This window comes from Alkalihalobacterium sp. APHAB7 (assembly GCF_048323755.1).
In the GTDB taxonomy this organism is placed as follows: domain Bacteria; phylum Bacillota; class Bacilli; order Bacillales; family Bacillaceae_F; genus Alkalihalobacterium.
This window is the reverse complement of record NZ_JBLWFS010000003.1, coordinates 148,599-165,852: the sequence shown is the minus strand read 5'-3', so window position 1 is coordinate 165,852 and position 17,254 is coordinate 148,599. Positions and strand designations below refer to the sequence as shown.

17 protein-coding genes are annotated in these 17,254 nt (G+C 38.2%); 2 read left to right on the top strand and 15 right to left on the bottom strand.

All coding sequences use genetic code 11. The features are described 5' to 3' along the window. Nucleotides 1–12: 12 nt before the first annotated feature. The 3 genes from ACNSTQ_RS04845 to smc form a co-directional block, all read right to left on the bottom strand. Nucleotides 13–345, bottom strand: coding sequence for a putative DNA-binding protein (locus tag ACNSTQ_RS04845; RefSeq protein ID WP_418198718.1), 333 nt, complete (start codon nt 343–345; stop codon nt 13–15). A gap of 107 nt (nt 346–452) precedes the next feature. Beyond that, nucleotides 453–1,454, bottom strand: coding sequence for a signal recognition particle-docking protein FtsY (ftsY, locus tag ACNSTQ_RS04840; RefSeq protein ID WP_418198717.1), 1,002 nt, complete (start codon nt 1,452–1,454; stop codon nt 453–455). A 14-nt stretch (nt 1,455–1,468) separates the two neighbouring features. Beyond that, nucleotides 1,469–5,035 (bottom strand): chromosome segregation protein SMC, encoded by a 3,567-nt coding sequence (gene smc / locus ACNSTQ_RS04835; RefSeq protein ID WP_418198716.1) that lies wholly within the window; start codon nt 5,033–5,035, stop codon nt 1,469–1,471. Nucleotides 5,036–5,350: 315 nt separating this feature from the next. Between smc and ACNSTQ_RS04830 the strand changes: the two genes are divergently transcribed. After that, the gene (locus ACNSTQ_RS04830; RefSeq protein ID WP_275117622.1) at nt 5,351–5,572 is read left to right on the top strand and encodes a DUF1128 domain-containing protein; all 222 of its coding nucleotides are present in this window, start codon (nt 5,351–5,353) and stop codon (nt 5,570–5,572) included. Between the two features lie 40 nt (nt 5,573–5,612). On the opposite strand, the gene rnc is transcribed toward ACNSTQ_RS04830, so the two are convergent. The 11 genes from rnc to ACNSTQ_RS04775 all read right to left on the bottom strand — a co-directional run bounded on the left by rnc (nt 5,613) and on the right by ACNSTQ_RS04775 (nt 16,320). After that, nucleotides 5,613–6,401: a ribonuclease III gene (gene rnc, locus ACNSTQ_RS04825; protein WP_418198715.1), complete on the bottom strand. Its 789-nt coding sequence runs from the start codon at nt 6,399–6,401 to the stop codon at nt 5,613–5,615. 145 nt (nt 6,402–6,546) lie between these two features. After that, nucleotides 6,547–6,780: an acyl carrier protein gene (gene acpP, locus ACNSTQ_RS04820; protein WP_418198714.1), complete on the bottom strand. Its 234-nt coding sequence runs from the start codon at nt 6,778–6,780 to the stop codon at nt 6,547–6,549. A gap of 122 nt (nt 6,781–6,902) precedes the next feature. Further along, nucleotides 6,903–7,646, bottom strand: coding sequence for a 3-oxoacyl-[acyl-carrier-protein] reductase (gene fabG, locus ACNSTQ_RS04815; RefSeq protein WP_418198713.1), 744 nt, complete (start codon nt 7,644–7,646; stop codon nt 6,903–6,905). 7 nt (nt 7,647–7,653) lie between these two features. Beyond that, nucleotides 7,654–8,595, bottom strand: a complete 942-nt coding sequence (fabD, locus tag ACNSTQ_RS04810) for an ACP S-malonyltransferase (RefSeq protein ID WP_418198712.1) — start codon at nt 8,593–8,595, stop codon at nt 7,654–7,656. A gap of 14 nt (nt 8,596–8,609) precedes the next feature. Beyond that, complete coding sequence (gene plsX / locus ACNSTQ_RS04805) at nt 8,610–9,608, bottom strand: phosphate acyltransferase PlsX (RefSeq protein ID WP_418198711.1); 999 nt, start codon at nt 9,606–9,608, stop codon at nt 8,610–8,612. Between the two features lie 128 nt (nt 9,609–9,736). Continuing rightward, a complete protein-coding gene (gene fapR / locus ACNSTQ_RS04800) occupies nt 9,737–10,294 on the bottom strand; it encodes a transcription factor FapR (protein ID WP_418198710.1) in 558 nt (185 codons plus the stop codon). A 72-nt stretch (nt 10,295–10,366) separates the two neighbouring features. Further along, the gene (gene recG / locus ACNSTQ_RS04795) at nt 10,367–12,409 is read right to left on the bottom strand and encodes an ATP-dependent DNA helicase RecG (protein ID WP_418198709.1); all 2,043 of its coding nucleotides are present in this window, start codon (nt 12,407–12,409) and stop codon (nt 10,367–10,369) included. Continuing rightward, nucleotides 12,406–13,293 carry an L-serine ammonia-lyase, iron-sulfur-dependent, subunit alpha gene (gene sdaAA, locus ACNSTQ_RS04790; RefSeq protein ID WP_418198708.1) on the bottom strand — a complete coding sequence of 296 codons (888 nt, stop codon included), beginning with the start codon at nt 13,291–13,293 and terminating at the stop codon, nt 12,406–12,408. The genes recG and sdaAA overlap by 4 nt, the downstream gene beginning before the upstream one ends. Before the next feature lie 17 nt (nt 13,294–13,310). Then, the gene (sdaAB, locus tag ACNSTQ_RS04785; protein ID WP_418198707.1) at nt 13,311–13,973 is read right to left on the bottom strand and encodes an L-serine ammonia-lyase, iron-sulfur-dependent subunit beta; all 663 of its coding nucleotides are present in this window, start codon (nt 13,971–13,973) and stop codon (nt 13,311–13,313) included. Nucleotides 13,974–14,253: 280 nt separating this feature from the next. Then, complete coding sequence (locus tag ACNSTQ_RS04780; protein WP_418198706.1) at nt 14,254–15,936, bottom strand: DAK2 domain-containing protein; 1,683 nt, start codon at nt 15,934–15,936, stop codon at nt 14,254–14,256. A 21-nt stretch (nt 15,937–15,957) separates the two neighbouring features. Further along, nucleotides 15,958–16,320: an Asp23/Gls24 family envelope stress response protein gene (locus ACNSTQ_RS04775; protein WP_418198705.1), complete on the bottom strand. Its 363-nt coding sequence runs from the start codon at nt 16,318–16,320 to the stop codon at nt 15,958–15,960. 229 nt (nt 16,321–16,549) lie between these two features. Between ACNSTQ_RS04775 and rpmB the strand changes: the two genes are divergently transcribed. Continuing rightward, a complete protein-coding gene (rpmB, locus tag ACNSTQ_RS04770) occupies nt 16,550–16,738 on the top strand; it encodes a 50S ribosomal protein L28 (RefSeq protein ID WP_275117633.1) in 189 nt (62 codons plus the stop codon). A 219-nt stretch (nt 16,739–16,957) separates the two neighbouring features. On the opposite strand, the gene spoVM is transcribed toward rpmB, so the two are convergent. Then, nucleotides 16,958–17,038, bottom strand: coding sequence for a stage V sporulation protein SpoVM (gene spoVM / locus ACNSTQ_RS04765; RefSeq protein ID WP_075385605.1), 81 nt, complete (start codon nt 17,036–17,038; stop codon nt 16,958–16,960). Nucleotides 17,039–17,254 lie beyond the last annotated feature (216 nt).

The window sequence follows — 17,254 nt, the reverse complement described above, 5'->3', positions numbered from 1 at the left end:
GGCCGTCGCCTCCTACTCTAATTTTTCAAGAGCTTCGATGACGCTCATGATCTCTTCAGGAGTCGCTTCTGGTTCTAAGATTGCCGATTTTAATTTCGCAATATAGTTGGAACGCTGCTCGAATTTTTCGAAAAGCGATAGTTTGGCTTCATATTCCTCTAGCATTGCCTCCGTCCGTTTTATGTTATCATAGACGGCTTGACGGCTAATCTCATATTCTTCGGCAATTTCACCTAGGGAGAAGTCATCTAAATAATAGAGTTCCATATATTGTCGTTGCTTAGATGTAAGTAAGGACTGATAGAAGTCAAATAAGTAGTTCATCCTTAATGTTTTATCGAGCAAACGGACCATCCCCTTGTTAAGTGAATTCCCTTTACAAGAGATCATACTACACGAAAAGAAAATGAGTGTCAAGTTTTTTTCTTGAATGACTAAATTCTAACTACAACTTACTGGTTTTCCTCTTCTTCTAGCTTTTCTTCTAATACATCTTTGAAAAGTCCATAGACAAACTGCTCTGCATTAAATGGTTGTAAATCATCCATTTTTTCGCCTAAACCAACAAACTTCACAGGAATATCTAATTCATGACGGATCGCGAGAACAATTCCACCTTTAGCTGTTCCATCAAGCTTTGTTAAAACAATACCGCTGACATCCGTTGTATCACTGAACTGTTTTGCCTGGCTCATTGCATTTTGACCTGTTGTCGCGTCAAGTACAAGAAGAACTTCATGTGGCGCGTTCGGTACTTCCCTTTCGATAACACGTTTTACTTTCTCTAACTCTTTCATTAAATTAACTTTATTTTGCAGTCGACCTGCTGTATCACATAATAAAACATCCGCCTTTCTTGATTTTGCAGCTTGAACGGCGTCAAACATAACAGCGGCTGGGTCACTTCCCGCTTGTTGTTTAATCACATCAACACCTACCCGCTCTCCCCAAACTTCGAGCTGTTCTATAGCTCCTGCTCGGAAAGTGTCACCTGCAGCTAAGAGAACCGATTTCCCTTGTTCCTTGAACATATGAGCCATTTTACCAATTGTCGTCGTTTTACCTACCCCATTGACTCCAACGAATAAGATAATTGTCATTGCCCCATCTTGAATATTAAGTGACACATCTTCCTCATCTTTTTGTAAAAGTTCTGCTAACTTTTCTGAGATGACAGGTTGAATTTCTGAAGTATCTTTAATGTTACGAAGACGAACTTCATTTTTTAGGTCATCAATTAATTCCATAACCGTTGCGACACCTACGTCTGAGCTAATTAGTAATTCTTCTAGTTCTTCAAAAAAATCTTCATCTACTTTACGGTAACGCGCAACTAATTCATTCATTTTACCAACGAATGAATCACGCGTTTTTTCTAAACCAGTTTTAAACTTTTCCGTTACTGTTTCTGTTTGACCTGTAATCTTTTCTTTTAATTTCTTAAAAAAACTCATGTTAATTCCTCCTTTTAGCTTTCAACTAATTCTTTTGTATCTTCTAGTTTTACGGAAACAAGTTTTGACACACCTGACTCTTGCATCGTTACTCCATAGAGGACATCTGCCTCTTCCATTGTTCCTTTTCGATGAGTAATAACGATAAATTGTGTTTGCCCACTAAATGCTTTTAAGTATGAGGCAAATCGATTAACATTCGCTTCATCTAAAGCTGCTTCAACTTCGTCTAGTACACAAAACGGTACAGGTCTAACTTTAAGAATAGAAAATAACAAAGCAATCGCTGTTAATGCTCGCTCACCACCGGACAGCAGGGCAAGATTTTGAAGTTTTTTTCCTGGTGGTCTCGCCATAATTTCCACTCCAGTCGTTAAAAGCTGTTCAGGATTGGTTAATACTAGGTCAGCCTGTCCACCGCCAAACAACTGCTTAAATACAACTTTAAAATGAGCACTTATTTGGTCAAACGTTTCCTTGAAGCGTTTGGTCATTTCTTCATCCATTTCCATAATAACATTAAAGAGGTTTTCTTTAGCCATCACTAAATCTTCTTTTTGTTCATGTAAAAATTGATGGCGCTCACTTACACGATCATATTCTTCAATCGCACCTAAATTCACTGTCCCTAACTCTTCAATGGCTAATTTTATAAGCTTTACTTTTGTCTTAGCTTCTTCAACTGGCATCGACAGTGGATGTTCCTTTTGAGCCGCTTCGTAACTTAGCTCATATTCTTCACGGAGATGTGATAAACGGTGATCTAACTGAACATCATAGCGGTTTTTTTGAACCTCAAATTGATGCAACTCATCAAGCACTAGCTTCAAATGACCTTTTTCAATTTTTAACATTGCTTCTAGGTCATCTAGTGACTGCTGTTTCTCTGTTCGATCCTGACGTATTTTACTTATGATAGTAATCGTATCGTCTTTCTTCTTTCGACTGGCTTCTATTTTTACCTCTAGATGACCTTCACCATTTGTACTGTCACTCATTTCATTTTCAAGTAGCCAGTACTGTTCTTCATTATCTTTTAACACTATGGTTAATTCTTCAACCTCATATACTAAGCGTTCTACTTTATCTCGCTGATTTGCCAATCGTTCTTCTTCTTTGGCAATATGGACCTTTAAGTCCGTTAATTCATCTTGCATCGTTTCTTTAGAAGATTGTTGCAGCTTTTGTTTCGCTTCAATTTCTTTGACTTGACTTTCAAGAAGAGCAGTTGTTGCTGTCGACTGCTTTAATTCTGTAGATAACGCCTCTAATCGACGTACCGCTGCGTCCTCATCTTTTGTTAGCATCGCTTGCTCTCGGTCAAATAAAGCCAGTCTATCATTGACGCTTTTCTCTTCTAATTCAACTTCACGTAAAAGATTTCTTGCTTCACGTTCTAGTTCACGGGCAGTTTCACCCTCTTCTCTTTGTTGTTGCAACATGGTTTCGTTTTGTTGCAACTGCTGCTTAAGCTCCTTAACATATTTTTCAAGCTTAATTGTTTTTTCTTCCATCCCACTAAGCTTTTCTGTTAAGTCTTCTAGTTCTCTCTGGCGCCCTAACAACGGGGTTGACTTTTGCTTAATAGCACCACCAGTCATCGAACCTCCAGGGTTAACTACATCTCCGTCTAGGGTTACTATACGATAGCTATAGCCAATTTTCCTCGCCAAATCATTAGCACCTTCTAGATTTTTTGCAATAATAACTTGTCCTAGAAGGTTACCAAGAACTTGATTATAACGCCCGTCATACCCTATTAATTGAGAAGCAATCCCGACAAATGCCTCATGGCTATTAATTTGCTGAATAAGGTCCCCTCTAACTGTCCGCGCTTTAATAACAGGTAATGGTAAAAATGTCGCTCGACCAAACCCATTCTTTTTTAAAAAGGTAATAGCTTGTCTAGCAGCTCCTTCTGTTTCTACCACTACATGTTGAGTTGCGCCTCCTAGGGCAATTTCAATTGCTGTTTCATACTGCTTTGGAACGTTTATTAATTCTGCTATCGCACCTACAATTCCTTGTAGATTTTTGTCTCGTGCTTTTAAAATTTCTTTAACTCCTTGGAAGAAGCCTGAAAAATCAGCTTGCATTTCTTCAATAACATCTTTTCTAGACTTCACTTGTTGAATTAAACGAAACGCTTCATAGAGTTGAGATTGTCTTGTATCATACTCTTTATTTAATTTTTCATTTTTTGCTTCTAACACTCGAAACTGATCTACTTTTTCATGAAGTTCTTTTTGTCGGGTATGAACAAGTAGTTCATACTCTTCTTTCTTGTCTAACACTTGTTTTCTTAATTGTAGAAGTTGGTCATTATCGTCAACTAGTATTTTCTTTTTCCGTTTCGTACCACCAACCTGATCTTCTAAATAACGAATTTCATTACGTATCGACGCTTGCTCATTCACAATTTCGATGTAATCCGATTTTAGACGATCAAGCTCACCCTCAAGATCTTCTTGGGCTAGCACTAACCGTTCTTGATGATCTAACAATTCTGTTGTATTTGTTTGATAATCTCTTTCCAATTTACGAAGTGTTTCTTTTTCACTTGCTAAAGTTTTATCAAGAAGCTGCTTTTTTTCTTTAAGCTCACTAACGGTTTTTAGAAGTTGGTCACGATTATAATGAAAATTCTTTTTTCGCTCTTTTAAAACTTCCTTCTGGCCTTCACTTTTTTCTAGCGCTTGACTTGCTTGAAGTAAGTCGTCCTGAAGTTCATTTAAAGACGTATCAAGTTGACGCATCTCGGATTGCAGTTTCTCAGTAGTTGTCTCTTTTTCTTTAATACTATATAAAAGCTCATCACGACGTTGCTCTAACGATTGCAATTGCTCCTGTACTTTCGTCCACTTTTCATGAAGATCCGTTATTTCATAAACCATAAGCGCAACTTCGACTTCTTTTAGTTCTTCTTTTTTCTGCAAGTAATCTTTAGCAATGGAAGATTGTATACGTAGTGGCTCAATCTGTCCTTCTAATTCGTGTAGAATGTCTTCCACACGGTTTAAATTTTCTTGTGTTTCCCAAAGTTTTTTCTCTGCCTTCAGCTTCCGGGTTTTATACTTTAATACACCCGCAGCTTCTTCAAAAATAACGCGACGATCTTCGGCTTTACTACTTAATATTTCTTCAACTTTTCCTTGTCCAATAATCGAAAAAGCTTCCTTACCAAGACCAGAATCCATGAATAAATCTACTATATCTTTTAATCTGCATGTTTGTTTGTTAAGTTGGTACTCACTTTCTCCAGAACGATACACTCGTCTTGTCACACTAACTTCAGTATAATCTATCGCTAAATGCTGATCTTGATTATCAAGAACTAACGTAATTTCTGCAAAATTCAATGGCTTTCTCGTATCACTACCGGCAAAGATAATATCTTCCATCTTTGAACCACGTAAAGATTTAGCCGATTGTTCACCAAGTACCCAACGGATTCCATCAGATATATTACTTTTTCCACTTCCATTTGGGCCGACTACTGCTGTAACTCCTGAGTCGAATTCAACTGTCATCCGATCTGCGAATGACTTAAAACCCATGACCTCGAAACGCTTGAGGAACATGCTCATCCCCCTCAATTCAATAAACTTGACTGACCATCCTATGTACGGGCTAGCCTTCATTCTTTTCGTATACTAGTAACACGAATATTATATTAACCACGATAACGATGTGCTTTCACACAACCTAGTATAAAAAAACAACAACTTTCCTATTTTATCATACCACTAATGGATGATGTTCAAAAAGTCTATGAAAAAATTGTTTCCTCAAGTATTACACTCTTCGTTCCTATACAATGAATGTTTTAAGACAAATGAGCTATTATATGATATGATTACGGCATTAATACTGTTTATAAGGAAGGGAGTTCTAGAATGGACTTATCTGTCTGCAACCGTGAAAATATCGAGTTTATGTTAGAGGAAATTAAGAAGAAATTACAAATTGTAAATGCAGGAGCTTTAAAGGCAAAAAGTTTTGAAACGGATAAATACGAAGATTTAAAAGATATCTACGACTTAGTTCAACGCCAGAACAATTTCAGTGTAAGTGAATTAGATGCAATTGTATCTGAATTAGGAAAGTTACGTAAATAACGCATTAAAGAGGACGACGATTTTGTCATCCTCTTTTTCATTATAACTGTTCACTTAATTTCAACAAAGCTTGCTGGGCAGCATGTTGCTCAGCTTCTTTCTTCGAACGACCTACTCCCACTCCAAGGATTTGCTCATTTAATAGTACTTCTGATACAAATTCACGGCTATGTGCCGGTCCTCGTTCTTGAACAATTTCATAGTGAATTTGACCAATATTATCTCGCTGGACAAATTCTTGTAACTGACTTTTGAAATCCATCATATGCGAAAAAGCACCGTCATTAATCTTAGGATAAATCGTCTTATCGAGAAAACAGTATACAGCATCAAGTCCTTGATCAAGATAAAGTGAACCAATAAAAGATTCGAAAACATCAGCAAGCAGCGCAGGTCGTTGTCTTCCACCTGTCATTTCTTCGCCCTTCCCTAACAAGACTAATTCACCAAATGATAACTCATTTGCTAGGTTAGCCAAGGAAGCTTCGCAGACAATGGCAGCACGCAGCTTGGTCATATCTCCTTCACTCATCGTCTCAAACTTTTTATATAGATATTGAGAAACTGCTAACTCTAAAACTGCATCTCCTAAAAATTCAAGTCGTTCATTATCATGACTTGAGCTAATTCGATGCTCATTCACATAGGATGAATGAGTGAAAGCTTGAATAAGCAATTTATTATTTTGAAACTCTAAACCGATTTTTTGAAGCAATGCATCAAACTTTTCTTTTTGTTTTAATGATAGTGTTAGTCTTCGAGGTGCTCTTTTGCGATCACCATGATGGTTTGAATATCTTTTTCGATAATGTCTTGAAGAATTTGGCATGTCTTACCTCCAAACTGCCTTAGCTGTGATGAAGTAAGAGGCTAACTTGCAGATGATGATTCCCTATGGTATGTATATATTTTAGGTCTCCAAACACGCCTGCGAAGCTAGCCTCTCAATATAGATTCTATAACCTTACTATGAACTACTGTTGACTTTGGATGTAGGTAACTACATCTTGTACAGTAGAAATTTTTTCAGCGTCCTCATCAGAAATCTCAAGGTCAAACTCGTCCTCAAGTTCCATAACAAGCTCAACAACATCTAATGAATCTGCACCAAGATCATCTTTGAATGAAGATTCAGGCTTTACCTCTGACTCTTCAACACCAAGACGGTCAACGATAATTTTAGTAATACGATCTAAAGTTTCTGCCATCTTCCGTTCACCTCCTCTCAAAAGCTAAGCAATCTTGTTTTATGTACAAAATAACATCGTATCTATTTTGCATGAAAGAATTGATAAAAGCAAATCCTTTCTGTATAAAAATAGAACATTTGTTATGGCATGTACATTCCGCCATCGACATGAAGTGTTTGGCCTGTCATATAGCTACTGTCTTCTGATGCTAAAAAGCGTACAACTCGAGCAATTTCTTGGGGTTGCCCAAGTTTAGATAGTGGAATTTGGTTTAACATGCTTTCTTTTATTTCCTCAGTCAATTGATCCGTCATATCCGTTTCGATGAAACCAGGTGCAACAGCATTTACGGTAATATTACGGTTAGCTAATTCACGTGCTAAAGATTTCGTTAAACCGATGACCCCTGCTTTTGCTGCAACATAGTTCGCTTGACCGGCATTTCCTAATACTCCAACTACGGATGAGATATTAATAATACGGCCTGAACGTTGCTTCATCATTTGACGAGTAACTGCTTTAGCACACAGGAATACGCCTTTGAGATTTGTATTGAGAACTGCATCCCAATCCTCATCCTTCATCCTCATAACGAGCGTATCACGTGTAATCCCAGCATTATTAACTAGAATATCTAGTGAACCATATGTAGAAATTACTTCTTTTACCATCGATTGAACGGCATCACTATCTGCTACATCCGCTTGAATAGCAAACGCTTCTCCGCCACTCGCGACTATTTCGCTGACTACAGCCTCAGCTTTGTCTTTGCTACCTGCATAATTAACTGCCACTTTAGCACCATTTTGAGCTAGTTCAAGAGCAATTGCTTTTCCTATCCCTCTAGAAGCGCCTGTTACAAGAGCTACTTTTCCGTTTAACATAGTTATACTACTCTCCTTTCATTTTTGTTACCATCGCTTCGATTGACTCGATGTCACTAATCGAATAAACATTAACTCGCCGTTGAACTTTTCTTACTAACCCGCTTAATACATTACCTGCACCAATTTCCACAAAAGTATCAACACCAAGATCAAGTAATCGACGAACAGTGTCTTCCCATAAAACTGGAGAATAGACTTGTTCAATTAATTTTTCTTTTATTTCTGCAGAATTTGTCACAACATCCGCAGTCACATTCGCAATTACTGGTACTTCCGCTTCTGATATTGTAATTTCGTCGAGAACTGTTGACAGCTTTTCAGCAGCTGGTTTCATTAAAGATGAATGAAACGGTCCACTTACTTGTAAAGGAATTACACGCTTTGCCCCTTTTTCTTTTGCTAATTCGGAAGCCTTGCCGACGCCTTCAGCTGTACCACTAATCACTATTTGACCTGGACAATTTAAGTTTGCCAACTGTACAGAACCACCATTATTTGAAACTTCTTCTGTAACTTCTAGTAACGCATGTCGATCCATACCGAGAATAGCAGCCATAGCTCCTTCCCCAGCTGGTACTGCTTCCTCCATAAACAATCCACGTTGCCTTACAGTATGGACAGCATCTTCAAATGATATGCTTTTCGCACATACCAGAGCACTGTACTCTCCTAAGCTGTGTCCTGCTACATAATCTGGAGTAATATCATATTCTTTCATAGCTTCTAAAACGGCAACACTCATTGTAAGCAACGCCGGTTGTGTATTTTCAGTACGCTTAAGCATATCTTCAGGGCCTTTTAACATAATGTCAGAAAGTGAATAGCCTAGTTTTTCATCAGCTATGTTAAAGACTCTTTGGAGATCCTGTTTATTTTCAATTAGAGATTGTCCCATCCCTACAAATTGTGATCCTTGTCCTGGAAAGATAAACGCTATTTTCCCCATCTTTTTTTCTCCTTTTACTCAGCTTGTCGATTATATTTTGCCACTTCGTTTTTTATGGTCGTTACCACTTGGTGTTCTACCATTTCCTTAGCTTGGACAATCGTATGATAAAATGCTACTTCATCAGAGGAACCGTGAGATTTAATTATTGGAGCCTTTAAACCAAATAATGCAGCCCCGCCGTATTCGGAGTAATCCATCGTCTTTTTAATTTTTAGGAAACTTGGTTTTAGCAGTCCTGCTACTAACTTATTGAATATATTACTAGTCAATTCTCTTCTCAAGATCGAGAATAAGGAACCGGCTGCTCCTTCAGTTGCTTTAAGAACAATATTTCCTGTGAAACCATCACAGACGACGACATCGACAGCTCCATTCAGTAAGTCCCTAGCTTCAACATTCCCTGTAAAATTAACATCTAATTCCTTTAATAATGGAAATGTTAATTTTGTTAACTCATTTCCTTTACCGTCTTCAGTTCCAACATTAAGTAAACCCACTCTTGGTCGATTGACTTTTCGTACCATTTGCATATAGATACTACCCATGATGGCATATTGGTTCAAGTGCTCAGGCTTAGCATCCATATTAGCCCCAACATCAAGAATTAAGAAACCTTTTCCAGACACTGTTGGTAACATCGGAGCTAATGCTGGTCGGTCAATCCCATTAATTCTTCCAACATATAGAAGTCCAGCAGCCATTAATGCACCTGTATTCCCCGCAGAAATACAAGCATCCGCTCGTCCTTCTTTAACTTCTTTTACAGCTAATACCATTGAGGCATCTCTTTTACGGCGAACAGCCGTTGCAGGCGAGTCGTCATCTTCTATTATTTCTTCCGTATGTAAGATCGTAATTCGATCGTTTGGTTGAATATGTTTTACTATTTCTTGTTCATTTCCTACTAATGTGATAGATAGGTCAGGAAATTCTTTTAACGCTTTTACGGCTGCATCTATAGAAGCTTTAGGTGCCTTATCTCCGCCCATAGCATCAATTGCGAGTTTCATATTTGATAACCCTCTTTTCCTTAGTCGGTCAATACTAGTTTATATATTGATTGCCGCTTTTCCTTCTTTTTATGAGGAAAACCTTACGACAAAGCTACCTATAATTGGTCAACAATCGATAGTCACACTTAAGATTGTGTTGACCTATACATAACAAACTCTCCTGAGAATACTTTCTCTTGGCCAACATAACTATTAACTTCTACAATCGTTCGATCCTTTTCATGCTTTAAAACTTTTGCTTTTGCGATCACCCGTTCGCTGACTTTTACTTGCCTTGTAAACCGAATTGTCGCCTTAGCTGTTAATGCAAGTTCATCATTAATGATTGCCACAGCTAATGAGTTTGCTTGGGCAAATAAGTGATGACCACGCGCAATCTTGGTTCTAGAAAAAACTTGTTCATTTCCAATTTGTAAGATCGAAATCGCACTTTCATCTAGTTGAAGATCAATAATATCACCAATTACTTCTTCAATCGGCAATGCTTTTACTTCATCGAGTTGCTGTTTAGCAACATCTTTAATTCTTTCCCTTAATTCGGGAATAGATAATTCCATCCTGTCTAATCTAATCGTTTGAACACTAACTAGAAATTTCTTTGCTAGCTCCTCATCTGTTACGAAAGGATTCGTTTCGATCGTTTCTTGTAACAGCTTTTGGCGTTCCTTCTTAGACTTTTTCATGTACGCCACCATCCAAAATATATGACTAGGTACTAATAGTAGTATATAATCGTAACTACTAAATAGCAATAGTTAATCTAGTTTTTCTCCACTTAAAATCCCTTGCTCTTCTAAATAAAAAACAAGCGGTTTGTACTCCTCTTCTTCCCAAAAACTAGAAGAGTTTACAAATTCAACAGCATCTTGTCTTGCTACTTCTAATGCTCGATAATCATGAACAACATCGGCGACTTTAAAGTTCGGAAGTCCACTTTGTTTATGACCAAAAAAATCACCCGGTCCACGTAGTTCCAGGTCTCTTTCAGAAAGAGTAAATCCATCGTTTGTTTCGGTCATGATCCTCATTCGCTCTTTTCCTACATCTGATTTAGGATCAGCTAATAAAATACAATAGGATTGGTGCTCTCCTCGACCTACACGACCCCTAAGCTGGTGTAACTGTGCTAGACCAAACCTTTCCGCATCATAGATAAGCATAACGGTTGAATTTGGGACATTGACACCCACTTCTACAACGGTTGTTGAGACGAGAATTTGTGTTTCATTTTTACTAAAAGCGTCCATCACTTCATCTTTTTCAGCTGGATGGAGTCTCCCATGCATTAATCCTACTTTGTAGTCTTTAAAATGCGCTTGTAATATCGCATGAACGTCAATTGCATTTTGGACATCTAGCTTTTCTGATTCTTCAATTAACGGACAAATCACATACGCTTGGTGCCCCTTTTTTATTTCTTTTTCAATAAATTGTAAGACTCGTTCCAACATATCATGTTTGACCCAATACGTTTCAATTGTCTTTCTGCCTGCTGGCATTTCATCTATAACTGATACATCCATATCACCAAATACAGATATTGCTAACGTTCGTGGTATAGGTGTTGCTGTCATAAACAACACATCAGGGTTTTCCCCTTTGTCACGAAGAATTCGGCGCTGCTCCACACCAAATCGATGTTGCTCATCTGTAATTACGAGACCTAGCTTATGGAAATGAACATCATCTTGTATTAGAGCATGTGTTCCAATTACGACATGAATTTCGCCAGCCTCTATTTTCTCAAGCTGTTCGCGCCGTTGCTTACCTTTAACAGAACCTGATAACAAGGCAACCTCTATACCTAAAGGAGATAATAGTTCCTTTATTGAACTAACATGCTGCTCAGCAAGTATTTCAGTCGGCACCATCAATGTCGCTTGAAAACCCGCATCTACAGCAGCATACATCGCAACCGCTGCCACTACCGTTTTACCTGAACCAACATCTCCTTGAAGGAGCCGATTCATCCTATAATCTGCACTTAAATCATTCATGATTTCATCAACAACTCGTTGTTGTGCTCCCGTCAAAGGAAAGGGCAAAGATTCGACAAACTGATCGACATTCTTTCGGTCCGTTGGCATCGGTAATCCTTTAGTTTGTTCACGCTTAAATTTTCGAAACGATTGCATTTTTAATTGGAAAAGGAGAAATTCCTCGTACACCATGCGTCTACGAGCTTGTTTCACAAGTTCTGTCGATTGAGGGTAATGAAGCCTTAATACAGCTTCTTTTTTAGGAAGTAGTTTATATTTTTCGAGTATAAACGGCGGGAGTAATTCTTGTATTTCATTTGCATACTCCTTTAACCCTTGATAGATAATTTTCTTTAATGTCGCGATCTTTAAGTTTCCGCCAACAGAGTATACGGGTGCAAGTTCATTTTGTCTCGTCACTTCACCGATTTTAAATTCACTGACTGTCAATGTAAGACGGTGGCGGTCCCACTTTCCTGTTAGTGTAATCGAACTGCCGATTTGCAATTGCTTTTTGATAAAACCTTGATTAAAGAAAACCGCTGTTATCAGAACATTACTTATTAAAACCCGAACAGAAAGCCTTGTCTTTTTTTTACCAAAATAGCGAACCGATGGCTCACTATGAATAACCCCAGCCACTGTAATTCGTTCATCATGATCCACTTCATGAATTTCTCTAATACGATAATCTTCGTAACGAAATGGATAATATTCAAGTAAGTCCCCTACTGTATATATACCTATGTTCCCCAACTGCTTTGCTGTTTCTTCGCCTACTCCCTTAATGATTGTTACTGGTTGTGCTAATTGACTCATTTTTTATCAAGTGATATTCCAAATATTTTTGCTTCTAACTCACGGCCAGTTGGGGTAGCCGCTAATCCGCCTTGTGCCGTTTCACGAAGAGCAACCGGCATCGTCTGCCCTATTTTGTACATCGCATCAATGACTTCATCGCATGGGATTCGGCTCGTAATACCAGCTAATGCCATATCAGCTGCAGTAATCGCAATGGCTGCACCCATTGCATTCCTTTTGACACACGGAACTTCGACTAAGCCTGCTACAGGATCACAAACGAGACCGAGCATATTCTTTAATGCAATCGCCATCGCTTCCGCTGATTGACTAGGTGGTCCACCAGCTAATTCTACAATAGCTGCAGCTGCCATACCTGTTGCAGAACCAACCTCCGCCTGACACCCACCTGCTGCTCCTGAAATGGAAGCATTATTCGCTACTACAAAACCGAATGCTCCTGCAGTAAAAAGAAAGCGTACCTTTTGTTCTTTTGTCGGGTTAAGCTTATTTTGCAAACCAAATAATGTACCTGGGACAACACCAGCCGACCCTGCAGTTGGCGTTGCACAAATTGTGCCCATTGCCGCATTAACTTCATTGGTCGCAATTGCCTTACTTACCGCGTCAAGAAGGATATCACCTGTTAAGGACTTACCAGATTTAATATATTCCTGTAGGAGAAGTGCATCTCCGCCCGTTAAACCTGATACAGATTTAATATTCTCTTTGATGCCTCGGTTTACCGCTTCTTCCATAATGTCGAGATTTTTTTCCATCATGGAATAAACCTCTTCTCGACTTCTATCTGTAACTTCCATCTCTTGCTGAATCATTACCTCAGAAATGGGAATTTGATTTGATTCTGCTAATTCAACTAATTCTGCAACATTACGAAACATAATTAACCTCCAAGTTATCAGTCATGGATTTTCGTTACTTTATTGATATTAGGTAGAGCTTCCATTTCTTTAAGTAAAGTTTCATCCACATTTTGGTCAACTTCAATAACCATTAAAGCTTCTTGACCTTTTTCTTTTCTCGATACTTCCATATGACCAATGTTGATTTGATATTTGGCTAATATATTTGAAACATTTGCAATAACTCCATAACGATCGTTATGAACGACTAGTATTGCCGGGTGGTTACCCGAAAGCTTTAAATCAAAACCGTTCAATTCGATAATTTCAATTTTTCCACCGCCAATAGAAATCCCTACTAATTCTAATTTGTCATTTTCATCTCCGAGAATAATCTTTGCCGTATTCGGATGGTCGGTAACCGCTTCTTCTTCATAAAAATTAATTTCAATTCCTTTTTTTTCCGCAATGTTGATAGCACTAGTAATTCGCTTATCAAATGTATCAAAATCTAATAAACCACCAACGATGGCCACGTCTGTTCCATGTCCTTTATACGTTTTCGAGAAGGAACCGTAGAAATATATATTAGCCCATTTTGGCTCTTTTCCAAATAAGGTCCTAGCAACACGACCAATTCTTGCCGCACCTGCTGTGTGTGAACTTGATGGACCAATCATAATGGGTCCGATAATGTCAAAAACTGTGCGATACTTCAATATTTCCACCTCTTCTTAAGAAAAGCGCAAGGCGCCCGCTTATCGGCGACAAGCGCTGCAGGGCCAGCAATACGTGGCTTGCTCTTTAGACACGTTTGATGGACCAAAGCGACCTCGAGCCGATGGCGCCTGGAGCTAGACATCTTCGAATTTTATGCTTTCTTATCTCTTAAAAATGAGGTTGACCCAAAGCAAAGTGTCCAAGCTTCTCACTCACAAATGACCTCGTGAAAAAGCGAGAAGCACAGACACTTAGAGTCAGCCTCATCAAAAATTATCTTTATTCAACTGAGAAAATAAACGAATATAGTGGCTGTTTACCTTCATGAACTTCTACCTCAATCTCATCGAAGTTCTCTTCAACATATGAAGTAATATCAGCTACTGTTTCTTCTGTCGTTTCCTCTCCCCAAATAATCGTTAGGATTTCAGAATTTTCATCTAACATATTTTCTAACAATTTCTTTGTTACCTCAACTAGCTCAGGACCAGACGAGATGATCGTTTTTTCGGCGATCCCCATATAGTCGTCTTTTTTAATTTCAATACCGTCCATGTTCGTATCTCGAACTGCATACGTTACTTGTCCGGTTTTTACAAAAGACATCGCATCCTTCATAGTTGAACTGTTATTCTCAAGTGACGTCAATGGATTAAAGGCAAGCAGTGCAGCTAACCCTTGAGGTACTGTTTTGGTTGGAACAACAATGACTTCAGCATCAGCAACTTGCGCAGCTTGTTCAGCAGCCATAATTATATTTCCATTATTAGGCAATACAAGAACTTTATGAGCATTTGTTTTATGTATAGCAGTAACGATATCTTCAGTACTTGGGTTCATCGTTTGACCGCCTGGAATTACAACAGATGCTCCTAATCCTTTAAATAGCTCTTCAATGCCTTCACCCATGGAAACTGTTACTACACCATATTCACTCTTTTCTTTTGGAGTCTCAGCTGGAATATCTTCACCATACACGGCTTTTGTCTCATCTAATAAATGAGTATGTTGTTCTCTCATATTTTCAATCTTAATATTGATTAAATTACCGTAACGTTGAGCTCGGTTTAATATTTCACCAGGTGACTCAGCATGAATATGTACTTTTAATAAATCCTCATCAGATACAACTAGTAAGGAATCCCCTAATTGATCTAATTCTTTACGGAAGTCATTTTCCGTAAATGGAGAGACTTTTAATTTTTCCTCGTCAAATTTAACCATCACTTCTGTACAATAGCCAAATTCAATATCTTCTGTCGCTAACATACTTTGAGCGCTATGATGTTCAAGTTTAACGAGGTCTTCCATTGAAGGCGTTTCCACATCTTGACTTACAATTGTTTCTCCTTTTAAGACCGCAAGGAACCCTTCATAAATATAAACAAGACCTTGACCGCCTGAATCGACCACACCAACCTCTTTTAAAACAGGTAATAAATCTGGTGTGCGCTTTAGCGAAGCCTTTGCCTCTGTCAATACTACTTCCATCATTGCAAGAGCATCGTCGCTCTTTTTAGCAAATTTTCCAGCCGCTCTTGCACTATCTTTAGCAACTGTTAAAATCGTACCTTCTACAGGTTTCATAACCGCTTTATATGCAGTCGTTACCCCTAATTCAAAAGCTGTTGCTAATTCTTTACCATCAATAGAACTTTTTCCTTCGACACCCTTAGCAAAACCTCTAAACAACTGAGATAAGATAACCCCTGAATTTCCTCTTGCACCCATTAGCAAACCTTTTGAGAAAGCTTGGGCAACAGCTGATACTTTTTGAACCGGGGCTTGTCTTACTTCTTTAACTCCAGAAGTAATCGTCAAGTTCATATTCGTACCTGTATCACCGTCTGGTACAGGGAATACATTCAACGCATCTACGATTTTTGCGTGTTTTGTTAAATTAGCGCCACCTTGAATAAACATATGCGCTAATTGACTAGAATCAATCACTTTTCTTGACACAAATCTTTCCTCCTAACTCACTTAAGGGTTGATTACACGCACCCCTTGAACAAAAATGTTCACTGAGTCTACAACCAAACCTAACATTTTCTCTAGTTGATACTTAACTTTCGTTTGTACGTTATGAGCTACTTCAGAAATTTTTGTACCATAACTTACAATGATGTACATATCGATATGAATTTCATCTTCTTCTTCTCGAATGACAACACCACGTTGAAAGTTTTCTTTACCTAAGATCTCACTTAAGCCATCTTTGAGTTGTTTTTGTGAAGCCATGCCAACAATTCCATAACAGTCAACAGCAGCTCCACCAGCGATAGTGGCTACTACATCTTTAGAAACATCAATAATTCCCATATGCGTTTTTAACTCTACAGGCATTTACAGTCTCCCCCTTTTAATAAAATGTTTGGGTATCGTCATTTTACTATACTATATCTTATTTTAAAAGCTATCTCTATCACCTTTTGCTGTCAAGCATGATTACTTGATAAAATTTATTGGAAACTGTTGCATTCTAAAAAGCCCTATGCTAAGATATTCAAGTATGAATTAAAGATCGAACAGCTGATTCGATTGGATTAATTGGGTTTAAGGAGGTGCGTATATAATGGCACGTACATGTTATATTACTGGTAGAAAAGCACGCACAGGGAACCAACGTTCACACGCGATGAATAAAACTAAGCGCAAATGGGGCGCTAACGTTCAAAAAGTTCGCATTTTAGTTGACGGTAAACCAAAACGAGTTTATGTTTCTGCTCGTGCGTTAAAGTCTGGTAAAGTAGAGCGCGTATAAGACAAAGTCTACTCTAAGTGTAGACGAAACGAAGTCATTTCATGCTTCGTTTAAGAAACAAGAGGCTGACAATTGTCGACCTCTTGTTTTTTTTGAAATTTTTAACTTTTTTCATTTCGGTACCAGGCACCTTTAGCGCGATAGCGTATTAAAGGTGCCTGGTACCGTTAACCAAATAATGCACCGTCTTTAGGCAATTACGGTGCACTTTTGGGATTTTTAATTTTTTTTGAATGAACCTAGAATTGCTCTGACAAACCCGCCAATAAACTTAGGCAGCTTGATCGTATAAAATTTCATAGCTCCTCCTCCTCAACATGAATTGCCACCGACTTACGAATAAATGAAGGATGATGACATGAAGAATGCTCATTTATACTAGTATATTCATCACTGACAAAATAGTACCCATTTTTTTCATGTGAGAACTATATGAGTTCTACCCTTTCTATCTACCCTACAATCATTCATATGCAAAACTACCTCTGTTATGCAACTTGGTTTTAAAAAATAGGA

Excerpts from the sequence above, each read along its gene's own strand:
- fapR (WP_418198710.1), bottom strand. The coding sequence starts at position 10,294 with ATGAAAAAGTCTAAGAAGGAACGCCAAAAGCTGTTACAAGAAACGATC.
- ACNSTQ_RS04830 (WP_275117622.1), top strand. The coding sequence starts at position 5,351 with ATGGACTTATCTGTCTGCAACCGTGAAAATATCGAGTTTATGTTAGAG.
- recG (WP_418198709.1), bottom strand. The coding sequence starts at position 12,409 with ATGAGTCAATTAGCACAACCAGTAACAATCATTAAGGGAGTAGGCGAA.
- fabD (WP_418198712.1), bottom strand. The coding sequence starts at position 8,595 with ATGGGGAAAATAGCGTTTATCTTTCCAGGACAAGGATCACAATTTGTA.
- spoVM (WP_075385605.1), bottom strand. The coding sequence starts at position 17,038 with ATGAAATTTTATACGATCAAGCTGCCTAAGTTTATTGGCGGGTTTGTC.
- acpP (WP_418198714.1), bottom strand. The coding sequence starts at position 6,780 with ATGGCAGAAACTTTAGATCGTATTACTAAAATTATCGTTGACCGTCTT.
- fabG (WP_418198713.1), bottom strand. The coding sequence starts at position 7,646 with ATGTTAAACGGAAAAGTAGCTCTTGTAACAGGCGCTTCTAGAGGGATA.
- rnc (WP_418198715.1), bottom strand. The coding sequence starts at position 6,401 with ATGCCAAATTCTTCAAGACATTATCGAAAAAGATATTCAAACCATCAT.
- ftsY (WP_418198717.1), bottom strand. The coding sequence starts at position 1,454 with ATGAGTTTTTTTAAGAAATTAAAAGAAAAGATTACAGGTCAAACAGAA.
- smc (WP_418198716.1), bottom strand. The coding sequence starts at position 5,035 with ATGTTCCTCAAGCGTTTCGAGGTCATGGGTTTTAAGTCATTCGCAGAT.
- plsX (WP_418198711.1), bottom strand. The coding sequence starts at position 9,608 with ATGAAACTCGCAATTGATGCTATGGGCGGAGATAAGGCACCTAAAGCT.
- ACNSTQ_RS04775 (WP_418198705.1), bottom strand. The coding sequence starts at position 16,320 with ATGCCTGTAGAGTTAAAAACGCATATGGGAATTATTGATGTTTCTAAA.
- rpmB (WP_275117633.1), top strand. The coding sequence starts at position 16,550 with ATGGCACGTACATGTTATATTACTGGTAGAAAAGCACGCACAGGGAAC.
- sdaAA (WP_418198708.1), bottom strand. The coding sequence starts at position 13,293 with ATGTTTCGTAATGTTGCAGAATTAGTTGAATTAGCAGAATCAAATCAA.